The 12,142-nt window shown below is 54.9% G+C and carries 9 protein-coding genes; 5 read left to right on the top strand and 4 right to left on the bottom strand.

The annotated features are described in order from the left end of the window. Nucleotides 1-4: 4 nt before the first annotated feature. Nucleotides 5-1,774 (bottom strand): GMC family oxidoreductase, encoded by a 1,770-nt coding sequence (locus AC6I8R_RS02935; RefSeq protein WP_208724718.1) that lies wholly within the window; start codon nucleotides 1,772-1,774, stop codon nucleotides 5-7. Nucleotides 1,775-1,810: 36 nt separating this feature from the next. Next, a complete protein-coding gene (locus AC6I8R_RS02930; RefSeq protein WP_021185774.1) occupies nucleotides 1,811-2,542 on the bottom strand; it encodes a gluconate 2-dehydrogenase subunit 3 family protein in 732 nt (243 codons plus the stop codon). 532 nt (nucleotides 2,543-3,074) lie between these two features. On the opposite strand from AC6I8R_RS02930, the gene AC6I8R_RS02925 reads away from it, so the two are divergent. The 3 genes from AC6I8R_RS02925 to AC6I8R_RS02915 all read left to right on the top strand — a co-directional run bounded on the left by AC6I8R_RS02925 (nucleotide 3,075) and on the right by AC6I8R_RS02915 (nucleotide 7,572). Then, nucleotides 3,075-4,646, top strand: a complete 1,572-nt coding sequence (locus AC6I8R_RS02925; protein WP_497831883.1) for an ABC transporter substrate-binding protein — start codon at nucleotides 3,075-3,077, stop codon at nucleotides 4,644-4,646. A gap of 129 nt (nucleotides 4,647-4,775) precedes the next feature. After that, nucleotides 4,776-6,278 (top strand): helicase HerA-like C-terminal domain-containing protein, encoded by a 1,503-nt coding sequence (locus tag AC6I8R_RS02920; protein ID WP_497831882.1) that lies wholly within the window; start codon nucleotides 4,776-4,778, stop codon nucleotides 6,276-6,278. Nucleotides 6,279-6,288: 10 nt separating this feature from the next. After that, a complete protein-coding gene (locus tag AC6I8R_RS02915) occupies nucleotides 6,289-7,572 on the top strand; it encodes a DUF445 domain-containing protein (protein WP_208724715.1) in 1,284 nt (427 codons plus the stop codon). A 79-nt stretch (nucleotides 7,573-7,651) separates the two neighbouring features. Here the strand turns inward: AC6I8R_RS02915 and lptG are convergent, their stop codons facing one another. Both lptG and lptF read right to left on the bottom strand, forming a co-directional pair. Continuing rightward, complete coding sequence (gene lptG / locus AC6I8R_RS02910) at nucleotides 7,652-8,728, bottom strand: LPS export ABC transporter permease LptG (RefSeq protein ID WP_021185769.1); 1,077 nt, start codon at nucleotides 8,726-8,728, stop codon at nucleotides 7,652-7,654. Further along, a complete protein-coding gene (gene lptF / locus AC6I8R_RS02905; RefSeq protein ID WP_497831881.1) occupies nucleotides 8,728-9,828 on the bottom strand; it encodes an LPS export ABC transporter permease LptF in 1,101 nt (366 codons plus the stop codon). Before lptF ends, lptG begins: the two co-directional genes overlap by 1 nt. 269 nt (nucleotides 9,829-10,097) lie before the next feature. On the opposite strand from lptF, the gene pepA reads away from it, so the two are divergent. Together pepA and AC6I8R_RS02895 are read left to right on the top strand one after the other, a co-directional pair. After that, complete coding sequence (gene pepA / locus AC6I8R_RS02900) at nucleotides 10,098-11,609, top strand: leucyl aminopeptidase (protein WP_021185767.1); 1,512 nt, start codon at nucleotides 10,098-10,100, stop codon at nucleotides 11,607-11,609. A gap of 73 nt (nucleotides 11,610-11,682) precedes the next feature. Beyond that, nucleotides 11,683-12,141, top strand: a complete 459-nt coding sequence (locus AC6I8R_RS02895; RefSeq protein WP_497831880.1) for a DNA polymerase III subunit chi — start codon at nucleotides 11,683-11,685, stop codon at nucleotides 12,139-12,141. Nucleotide 12,142: the final 1 nt, after the last annotated feature.

Raw genomic sequence — 12,142 nt, 5'->3', positions numbered from 1 at the left:
GTGCTTATGCCTGTACCAGTGGACCGGGGTTTTTCAGATAATGTTCTTTGATTGCCTGTGCCGCCATCAGGGTGATCGCGCCGATAGTATCGGTCGGGTTCGCCTGGAAGTTCTGCGGGAAGGCGTTACCGCCCGGTACAAACACGTTATGCACGTCCCAGCTTTGCAGGTATTTGTTGAGCGCTGAGGTTTTCGGGTTATCACCCATCACCGCGCCGCCCACGTTATGGGTGGATACGTATTTGGTCAGGTCAAAGTCTGCGCCCATTGGCAGGAAGCTCATGCTCATGCTATCCGGGTTCAGCTCTTTGGCGATGTTGCCCACAATGCCTTTCAGATGCTGTTGCAGCTTCAACTCGTTCTCTTTCCAGTTGAAGGTCATACGCAGCAGCGGCAGGCCACGGTGGTCGGTGTAGTGCGGGTCGAGATCCAGATAGATATCACGATACGACTGGCAGGTCGTGGTGATGCTGATCTTCATCGAATGGTTGTACCACTGCTCCAGACCTTCTTTGTAGCCCATACCCCAGCTCGGCGTGCCTTTCGGCAGTGCAGCGGCCATTGGCGTACCGGTCGCCTGTGAACTGTGGATCTTGGCACCGCCGAGGAAGCCGAGACCTGGACCATCGAAGTTGCCCGGAGAGATGTCGTTAAACATCTGGCCGGTCGCACCAGCGGTCGCGAACGAGTTGAAGTTCTTGTCTTTGAAGAACAGGGTCGCGCCACCGTTCGACAGGAACGCATAGTTACGACCAACCACACCTTCTTCGGTGATCGGGTTGTACGGCTTACCAATGCCGGACAACAGCATCAGACGCACGTTGTACAACTGGAAGCTGGAGAGAACCACGATCTTCGCTGGCTGGAACACTTCGTTGCCGTCTACGTCGTAGTAAATCACCCCTTTAGCGGTCTTCTGGTCATCGTGCAGAACTACTTTCACCACTTCCGCGTGCACTTCATAGGAGAAGTTCGGCATACGCTTCAGCGCATCCATCACCGCCGTTTGCGGTGAAGCTTTGGAGTAGTTCAGGCACGGATATTTCGAGCAGTAACCACAGTAGTTACAAGGCGCGATGGTGTTGCCATACGGGTTTTTCCACGCGCGTGAAACGCAGGCAGACGGGTTCGGGAACGGATGGTAGCCCAGTTTGGTCGCCGCTTCTTTAAACATCACGTTGTTCAGCGTGTCTTCCAGCGCTGGCAGCGGATAAGGCTCAGAACGTGGACCTTCAAACGGGTCACCGCCTTCGAGGATCTGACCGCGCAGGTTGCCGGTGTTACCGGACTGACCGCAAATTTTTTCAAACTTGGTGTAATACGGCTCGATCTCATCCCAGGTGAACGGGAAGTCCATCACGCGCATATCTTCCTGGAGAATGCCCGGCTTGTACGCCTGATCGACATAGGTTTTCAGTTTGATATCGGTCGGGGTAGGACGAATCAGTACCGCCGTCCAGTGCATGCCCGCGCCACCCACACCGGTACCCGGTGCAAACGCGCCCCACTTACGGGTCGGCAGCGCCGTCTGGTCCATGTTGTAGCGCACGGTCACCGCCACTTCTTTCGGCGTAGCGAACACCTTGTTACGCACGTTATAGGCGTACTCATCCGCCGGTTTCGGGTAAGCGAACTCGGGATAGTCGCGCTCACCACCACGCTCCAGCGCGCGTACTTCTAAGCCAGCCAACGCCAGCTCAATGCTCATCAACGAGCCTGCCCAGCCGAGGCCGCAGACAACGACGTCGACTTCTTTTTTAGTAATCTGTGCCATGATAATCCTGTCTCAAATACCTGATGCGAAACGCAATTACGCGCGCTCACCCATGATGCTAACCGGGCCAAGCGGGTACGGTACGTTGTGCTGTTTAACCCACTCGGTGAAGCTGGCACGCGCGCCAGGGAAGCCGATGGCAATCCAGGCTTTCATGCCTTTGTTGCCGCCGTACATCGGATCAGCGAGGTAGCCATGTTTGGTATCTGCAAGCAGTTGGCTGAAGAACTGGGAGGCTTTCAGGTTCGGCTCGCCCAGTGCGGCGAAGTCGATACCGTCATTTTTATTCACTTTAGTGAGAACCGCGTCTTTCTCTTCCAGCGTCAGCTCGTGGAACGCTTTCTGGTAGCTGCTCTGCGTCCACTGATTCACCAGCTTGATGCCGGTGTGATACATCTGCTGCGGAGTAAACGGAATCTGATAGCCCATCGTGGCAGGCGCATGCACGTCAAACGGACCCTGCATGTAGATTTCGTCACCGAACTCAGGGCTGTGAAGCTGCTGGTCGATAAAGATCGGTACGTTGGTTTCCAGCGCGCCCGGAGCCTTGCCATTACCGCCGGCAGGGATCAGACGATCGGTGGCGGCAAGAATGAATTGCCACTCATCGCTGCTGAAAAAGATCGGTTTATAGTCGGCAAGTTCCGGTGCTGCCATTTCCGCGGCCTGGGCCGCAGTCAATCCCTTAAATACCAGGTCACTTAATGGCAAAGCCAAAAGCGACCCAAGCAGAAATTTACGTCTGGTGGTCGGTTTTTGTAAAAGCATGGCCTGACGACTCTCACTTGCTAAGAAAGATAATTATTTTTGTTAATGACTTAATTCATCGGTAAACAACCTGGCAATCTTAGGGATACAGATGTTTCAAAGTGTAAAAATTAAATTAAAGATGTGTTTTTATGAGAAAGCATCATCATGTTGAATTTTGGTTACGAGCTAGTGAAGGGCTTTCGCGGCGGGAATTTCCGTTTTAACCGTACAAATGTCAGGTTTTTGTACGAATCAACTGTGCAAATGACCAAAACAATTTACGCATCGCAATAATACCGGGAATTAATCGATAAAAATAAATCACACTTCCATACAAGAGAACCATTCTCATTAATAACATCTTATTTACTTACAGGAAACACAATCTCCATATCTATTTCCGAAAAATGACAGGCAGCGCACAAAATAAGCGAAATAATTGAGCGCCGAAATGGATTGTTAATTTCTGGCACAGCTCAGAACAAACCGGCATTTTGCCATTTGCGCCTCAGCGATAGAGTCAGTTAATCAATCACTCGGGATGACAATAATGCGATCATTAGTTTTGTTGCTGGCGCTAATCAGTTGCGCTTTTACGTTACAGGCGGCGACGCCGAAGGACACCTTAGTTGTCGCCGTGCCGCTTGATGGCATCATCAGTTTTGACCCTGCGGAAAGTTTTGAAACCGTCAGCAACAGCGTGCAGCGCAATCTGTATCAAACGTTGGTGGAGGCCGATCGCACGACGCCGCAGAAACTCGCGCCGCTGCTGGCGACCTCCTGGCAAGCGGGCAGCACGCCGCACAGCCTGGTCTTTACCCTGAAATCCGGCGCGCATTTTGCCAGCGGCAATCCGGTAACGCCGCAGGATGTGGTGTTCTCCTTAACCCGCGCGGTACAACTTAACAAGGCACCGTCGTTTATCCTCGCCGAGTTTGGCTGGACGCCAGACAATATCGCCGCTCAGTTTAAGGTGTTAAATGATCACCAACTGGAAATCCAGTGGCCCGCGGCGATTGGGCAGGATCTGGCGCTACGCCTGCTGACGGCGCCGGTGGCCTCGATTGTTGACAGCAAAACCGTGCAACAGCATGAAGCCAACAACGATCTGGGTAACGGCTGGCTGCACACCCATTCCGCAGGCAGCGCGGCCTTTGTCATTCAACAATATGTCCCGCAGCAGGCATTGGTGTTGACCGCTAACGCCCAGGCACAGCCCCAGCCACACCTAAAACGTATTCTGCTAAAAGGCGTGGCCGATGCTGGCGCACGTCGTTTGTTGATTCAGCAGGGTGATGTCGATGTCGCCTACCAGCTTGGTCCGGATCAGATTGACGCGCTGAAAAGCGATAAAAACCTGCGTATCGCTGCTTTCCCGTCCAGCCTGGTGTATTACCTCGGCTTCAATACGCAGAACAAAGCACAACCGGCACTTGGCAATCCTGCATTCTGGCAGGCCGCTCGCTGGTTGGTGGATTATCACGCCATCGCCGATCAACTGTTAAAAGGCCAATACGCTATTCATCAAAGCTTCCTGCCGCAGGGGTTTGACGGCGCGCTGGAAAACCAGCCATTCCACTACGATGTGGCGAAAGCCAAACAAATTCTGCATCAGGGCGGCATTCAGCCCGGCACCCGGTTCTCGCTGACGGTCATCAATCAACCGCCTTATATCGATGTGGCCCAGGCACTGCAAGCCAGCTTTGCCAAAGCGGATATTCAGATTGAGCTGCAACCGGTGGCGGAGTCGGAGCTGTGGAGCAAAATGCGCGGGCGTGATTTCCAGTCAATCTTTATTTACTGGGGAGCGGATTATGTCGATCCCAATACCAACGCCAGCGCCTTTGTGTACAACGTACCCGGTGGCTCGAAAACCCTCGCATGGCGCGTCGGCTGGGACATTCCGGATCTGAGCGCCAAAACCCGCGCCGCAGCAGGCGAAAGCGATGCGGCCAAACGTCGCCAGCTCTACACCGAATTGCAGCAGTCGGTGCAGCAGAATTCGCCGTTCGTTATCACCTTACAGGGCGCGCAGCAGGTGGCGGTGCGTAATAATGTCGATCATGTGCAGCAGGGGATCGGTGTGAGCCTGTTGTATTTCGATACGGTACAGAAAAAGTAACAGGCCATGCTCCCGTAGCGGCGCGATTTATCGCGCATCTTTTCGCAGACGATAAAGAATCGCGCCGCTACGTCAGGTCCACGTTTGCTATTCTTTCAGGCATCACCGCATGCCTGAGAGAGAAAAATCATGACCACCCCGTTGTTGATTGCCCAAACCCCGGAAGTGAAACTGCAACTGCTGCCAAACATGGCGAACCGCCACGGCCTGATTACCGGCGCGACCGGCACCGGTAAAACCGTCACGCTGCAAAAACTGGCAGAATCCTTCTCCTCCATTGGCGTACCGGTGTTTATGGCCGATGTGAAAGGCGATCTGACGGGTATCGCCGCTGAGGGCGAAGGTTCGGAGAAACTGCTGGCTCGGCTGGCGAAGATCGGCGTGACCGACTGGCAACCTCAATCCAATCCGGTGATGTTGTGGGATATCTTTGGCGAGCAAGGCCATCCGGTGCGCGCCACCGTCTCGGATGTTGGCCCGCTGCTGCTGGCGCGTTTGCTCAACCTCAATGACATCCAGAGCGGCGTGCTGCAAATCATCTTCCGCATCGCCGACGATCAGGGCCTGTTGCTGCTGGATTTCAAAGATTTGCGCGCTATGACGCAATACATCGGCGACAACGCTAAAGAATTCCAGACGCAATATGGCAACATCAATAGCGCCTCGGTCGGCGCGATTCAGCGTGGCCTGCTGACGCTGGAGCAGCAGGGTGCTGAGCATTTCTTTGGTGAACCGATGCTGGATATTCGCGACTGGATGCGTTGCGACGATCAGGGCAAAGGCTTTATCAACATCCTCTCCGCCGAAAAACTCTATCAACTGCCAAAACTCTACGCCACCAGCCTGCTGTGGCTACTGGCAGAATTGTATGAACAATTGCCCGAAGCGGGTGATCTTGAGAAGCCGAAAATGGTGTTCTTCTTTGATGAGGCGCATCTGCTGTTTAACGACGCGCCCGCGGTGCTGCTGGAGAAGGTTGAACAGGTGATTCGCCTGATTCGCTCGAAAGGCGTTGGCGTCTATTTTGTCACGCAGAACCCCGCCGATATTCCCGACAGCGTGTTGGGCCAACTCGGCAACCGTGTGCAGCATGCACTGCGCGCCTTTACCCCGAAAGATCAGAAAGCGGTGAAAACGGCGGCCGACACCATGCGCGCCAACCCGGCGTTTAATACCGTCGAGGCCATTCAGGCGCTGGGGACTGGCGAGGCGTTAATCTCCTTCCTCGATGAAAAAGGCAGCCCGTCGATAGTACAACGTGCGATGGTGATTGCGCCCGGTTCCCGTATGGGGCCTGTCAGCAGTGATGAACGTAATGGCCTGATTAACCACTCGCCGTTGTACGGTAAATACGACAACGAAGTCGATCGTGAATCTGCCTTCGAGATGCTACAAAAAGGGGTGCAGGTTGCCACCGATCAGGCCAATGCCCCCGCAGCGAAAGGCAACAATGTGGCGGTGGATGACGGCATTCTCGGCGGCCTGAAAGATATTCTGTTTGGCAGTACCGGCCCGCGCGGCGGCAAGCGTGATGGGGTGGTACAGACGATGGCAAAAAGCGCCGCACGGCAGGTCACTAATCAAATCATTCGCGGCGTGTTGGGTAGCCTGATGGGAGGGCGTCGTCGTTAAGGAGCAGTCAATGGATAAACATCAACAACTGAAACGGAGCAAACGTCTGGCGCTGTCGCTGCTGCTGATTGCCGCCGCGATTTTTGTCATTACGCTGTTTCTGCCGCCCAACTTTTGGGTCAGTGGCGTTAAAGCCATTGCCGAAGCGGCGATGGTCGGTGCGCTGGCCGACTGGTTCGCGGTGGTGGCGCTGTTTCGCCGCGTGCCGGTACCCTTTATTTCACGTCACACCGCGATCATCCCGCGTAATAAGGATCGCATCGGCGAAAACCTTGGCCGCTTTGTGCAGGAAAAATTCCTCGATACCGATTCGCTGCTGGCCCTGATTCGTCGTCACGACCCTTCGCAGATGCTGGCGCAGTGGCTGAATGCGCCCGGTAATGCCGATCGCATTGGCCGCCATCTGTTGCAGGTGATGCGCGGCTTTCTCGACCTTACCGACGATGCGCGTATTCAGCAGTTTCTGCGTCGGGCGGTACATCGCGCGCTCGACAAGGTTGACCTCACCCAATCCAGCGCGCTGCTGCTGGAAAGCCTGACCAAAAACAACCGTCATCAGGAGCTGCTGGATGCGGCGGTGCAGCAACTGCTGCGTATCCTGCACAAGCCCGGCACGCGGGAGTTTATCGCCATGCAGATTGTGCGCTGGCTGAAACGCGAGCATCCAATCAAGGCCAAAGTGTTACCTACCGAGTGGTTGGGCGAGCACAGCGCCGAGCTGGTGGCTAACGCCGTCGATTCGATTTTGGATGAGGTGGCGCTGGATCAGGGCCACGAATTTCGCCTCGGTTTTAACCGCGCGGTGGAGCGGCTGATTGTGAAGCTGAAAAACGATCCTGAGATGGCCGAACGCGCTGAGGTGATCAAAAGCTGGCTGAAGGAAGATGAGTCGCTGAATCGCTACATTGGTGAACTGTGGCAGGATTTACGCGGCTGGCTGAAGGAGGATTTGCGCAGCGACAACTCGCGTGTGCAGGAACGCGTTCGACTGGCTGCGTTGTGGTTGGGTGAAACGCTTGCCGCTGACCAGGCGCTGCGCACCTCAATGAATCAGCATCTGGAAGATGCCGCACGTAGCGTCGCACCGGAGTTTGCCCAGTTTCTGACACGCCACATCAGTGACACGGTGAAAAGCTGGGATGCGCGCGAAATGTCGCAGCAGATTGAGCTGAATATTGGCCGTGATTTACAGTTTATTCGTATCAACGGCACGCTGGTGGGCGGTTCGATTGGTCTGGTGCTGTATTTGTTGTCGCAGTTGCCGATGTTGATGAGATATTTGACGCTCCCGTAGCGGCGCGATTTATCGCGCAGATTTTTCCGGCATCACGCACGGAATTGCGCGATAAATCGCGCCGCTACGGGGATGGTACTTAACGACGTTTCAACATCAAAAACAGGCTGATGGCGAAGAACGCCGCGCTCGGCAGAATCGCACCGAGAATCGGTGGAATGCCATACACCAGACTCAACGGACCGAAAATCTGATCCAGCACGTAGAACAGGAAACCAAAGCTGATGCCGGTTACGACACGTACCCCCATCGACACGCTACGCAACGGTCCAAAGATAAACGACAACGCCATCAGCATCATCACCGCCACCGAGAGCGGCTGGAAGATTTTGCTCCACATGTTGAGCTGATAACGTCCCGCCTCTTGTCCACTTTGTTTGAGGTACTTGCTGTAGTTGTAAAGCCCGCGAATCGACAGCGCATCCGGATCCAGCGCTACCACACCCAGCTTGTCTGGCGTCAGGTTGGTTTTCCATTCGCCGCTCAGGCTTTGTGAACCGGTAATCTGCTTCGCATCTTTCAGGTCCGACTCATCCACCTGGGACAACACCCAAAGTTTCTTGGTTTTATCCCAGGTGGCAGTCGCTGCATAACGAACGCTCAACAGGCGACGTTGATCGTTAAAGTTGTAGATACTGACGCCATCAATCTGGTTATCGCCCTTGATACGTTCGATATAGATGAAGCTGTTACCGTCTTTCGCCCACAAACCATTCTGCGTTGACACCAGTGCACCGCCGTACAACTGCTGTGCACGGTAGTTACGTGCCATCTGCTCACCCTGCGGCGCAACAAACTCACCAATCGCCATGGTCAACAACACCAGCGGAATTGCGGTTTTCATCACCGCCAGTGCTACCTGCATCCGGGTGAAACCCGATGCCTGCATCACCACCAGTTCGCTGCGTTGCGCCAGATTGCCAAGACCTAACAACGCCCCGAGCAACGCCGCCATCGGAAAGAAGATCTCAATATCTTTCGGCACACTGAGCAGGGTGTAGTACCCAGCATCCAGCGCGGTATACATGCCCTGCCCGGTTTTACGTAGCTGATCGACAAACTTGATGATGCCCGACAGCGACACCAGCATGAACAGCGTCATCATGATGGTGTTAAAAATGGTTTTGCCGATATACCGGTCAAGTACCTTAAACATCACACTGACCCTCCACGGCTAAAACGGGCGCGGATGCGGCGCATCGGCACCGTATCCCACAGGTTCAGGCCGACGGCCAGTGCCAGGTAGGCGAAGTTCACCACCCACATCCAGAGGGTTGGATCGAATTTCCCTTTCGCCGAGTTTGATTTCAGCGAGCTTTGCAGCAGGAAGAAGATCAGATACAGCAACATCGCCGGTAACATCGACAGGACACGGCCCTGACGTGGGTTCACCACGCTAAGCGGCACCACCATCAACGCCATCACCAATACTGAGAACACCAGCGTCAGACGCCAGTTCAGCTCGGCAGTGAAGGTAGGATCTTTGCTTTGCCACAGCGAGCGCATATCCGCCTGCTCAGCATCGTTGGGATCCAGCACCGCCTGTTTGTAGCCAATCAGCGCCTGGTAATTCACAAAGTCGGTGATACGGAAATCACGCAACATTGCGGTCCCTTCAAAACGCGTGCCTTTATCCAGCGTCACAATTTGTGACCCGTCCGGGCGTTGCTCCATATGCCCGCTATCTGCCAGCACCACTGAAGGTCGCGCATTCCCCTTTGGACGCAACTGGGCGAGGAAGACGTTGCCGAAGGTGTTACCCCGCACGTTTTCAACGAACAACACCGCGTTACCGTCGCTGGAGGTCTGGAATTGCCCTGCCGCCAACGCGGCCGCGCCGGGGTTGGCTTTGGCATTCTGCGTCACTTCATCCTGATAACGTGAAGACCAGGGGCCCAGCCATATCACGTTAATCGCCGCCACCATCGAGGTGAGCAGCATCAGGATCATCGCTGATTTAACCAGCACGCTTTTCCCCAGGCCACAGGCATGCATCACCGTGATTTCACTTTCGGTGTACAGCCGCCCAAGGGTCATTAAAATCGCCAGAAACAGGCTTAGGGGCAGGATAAGTTGTGCCATTTCAGGCACGCCAAGTCCTAACAATGTCAGAACCAGGTTTGTTGGGATCTCGCCATCCACCGCGGCACCCAGGATCCTCACTAACTTCTGACAAAAGAAGATCAGTAGCAGGATGAACAGGATAGCCAGCTGGCTTTTGAGTGTTTCCCGAACCAGATATCTAATGATGATCACGCTTAGTACGCCTGTGATAACTTGTCTTTTTGCAGGAAAATCGCTAGTTTCAACGCTTATCAGCCATTTTTCTTCATCAATGGCCGTCATCGCAGCTAAAATAGTATGACAAACGCGTCCGGGTGGTGAAAAAACAACACATTGCCACCCTAACTCATTATGACCGCCGGCGTTTAAATGTCATGGCGTCGCAACAAATTTAATGCGTTACGAGCGCGCTACATTCTAACGACAGCTTAGGCCGTTGTCTTTAAGATTCAGGAGAGTGCATGGAGTTCAGTGTAAAAAGCGGTAGCCCGGAAAAACAACGCAGCGCCTGCATTGTGGTTGGCGTTTTCGAACCGCGTCGTCTTTCACCGATTGCCGAACAGCTCGATAAGATCAGCGACGGTTACATCAGCGCCCTGCTGCGCCGCGGTGAGCTTGAGGGTAAAGTGGGCCAGACACTGCTGCTGCACCATGTGCCGAATATCCTTTCCGAGCGCATCCTGCTGATCGGCTGCGGCAAAGAACGCGAACTGGATGAGCGCCAGTACAAGCAGGTAATTCAAAAGACCATCAACACGCTGAATGATACCGGCTCAATGGAAGCGGTATGCTTCCTGACTGAACTGCACGTCAAAGGCCGCAATACCTACTGGAAAGTTCGCCAGGCGGTGGAGACCTCCAAAGAGGCGCTCTACAACTTTGATCAACTGAAAAGTAACAAAGTCGAGCCACGCCGCCCACTGCGTAAGCTGGTGTTCAACGTGCCGACACGTCGTGAACTGACCAGCGGCGAACGCGCAATTCAGCATGGTCTGGCAGTAGCCTCTGGCGTTAAAGCGGCGAAAGACCTCAGCAACATGCCGCCAAATATTTGTAACGCCGCGTATCTGGCGTCGCAGGCACGCCAACTGGCGGATGCGTTCAGCAAAAATGTCACCACCCGCGTCATCGGCGAACAGCAGATGAAAGAGCTGGGGATGAATGCCTATCTCGCCGTCGGTGCGGGTTCGCAGAATGAGTCACTGATGTCGGTGATTGAATACAAAGGCAGCAGCAACGCAGACGAACGCCCGATCGTGCTGGTCGGTAAAGGCCTGACCTTCGATTCCGGCGGTATCTCGATCAAACCGGCGGAAGCGATGGACGAGATGAAGTACGACATGTGCGGCGCTGCATCGGTCTATGGCGTGATGCGCATGGTGGCGGAACTGAATCTGCCGCTGAACGTGGTCGGGGTGCTGGCAGGCTGTGAAAACATGCCTGATGGCCGTTCGATGCGTCCGGGTGACGTGCTGACCACCATGTCAGGCCAGACGGTAGAAGTGCTGAACACCGATGCCGAAGGTCGTCTGGTGCTGTGCGATGCCCTGACTTATGTTGAGCGCTTCGATCCTGAAGTGGTGATTGATGTCGCCACCCTGACCGGTGCCTGCGTGATTGCGCTGGGTCATCATGTCAGCGGTCTGCTGTCGAACCACAATCCGTTGGCGCATGAGTTGATCAGCGCCTCTGAGCAGTCTGGCGACCGTGCCTGGCGCTTGCCGATGGCGGATGAATATCAGGAGCAGCTGGAATCCAATTTTGCCGACATGGCAAACATTGGCGGCCGTCCGGGTGGTGCTATCACCGCAGCGTGCTTCCTGGCTCGCTTCGCGCGCAAATTTAACTGGGCGCACCTGGATATCGCCGGTACTGCCTGGCGCTCCGGGAAAGCCAAAGGCGCAACCGGTCGCCCGGTGCCGCTGCTGTCGCAGTTCCTGCTGAACCGTGCAGGTCTGAACGGCGACGATTAACGCATCCGACGTGCAGCAATTAAAACCGGGGCGCATAATGCGCCCCAATGTCATTAATGGAATCTAGCCCGCCATGAAAAACGCCACCTTTTATGTGATGGAGTCCGATACCGCCAGCGACGGCCTGAGCGCCATTGAAGCGCTGGTGTGCGATTTGGCCGAAGCACACTGGCGTGACGGCAAACGCATCCTGATTGCCTGCACCGATGAACAGCAGGCCAATCGTCTGGATGAAGCCTTATGGCAGCGACCGGCAAACGCCTTTGTGCCGCATAACCTTGCAGGCGAAGGCCCGCGTTATGGCGCACCGGTCGAGTTAGCCTGGCCGCAACGACGCGGCAGTTCGCCACGCGACTTGCTAATCAGCCTGCTGCCGCAGTTCGCAGATTTTGCTACTGCTTTCCATGAAGTGATAGACTTCGTTCCTTACGAAGAATCCCAGAAACAGCTGGCGCGTGACCGCTATAAAGCGTATCGCAGCGTTGGCTTCCAATTGAATACGGCGACGCCACCACAGCCGCAAACGACATAGC

The sequence above is a fragment of the Pantoea sp. X-Soil-OKNW-713 genome, from assembly GCF_059730685.1.
This window is presented reverse-complemented; position numbering and strand designations above follow the sequence as displayed.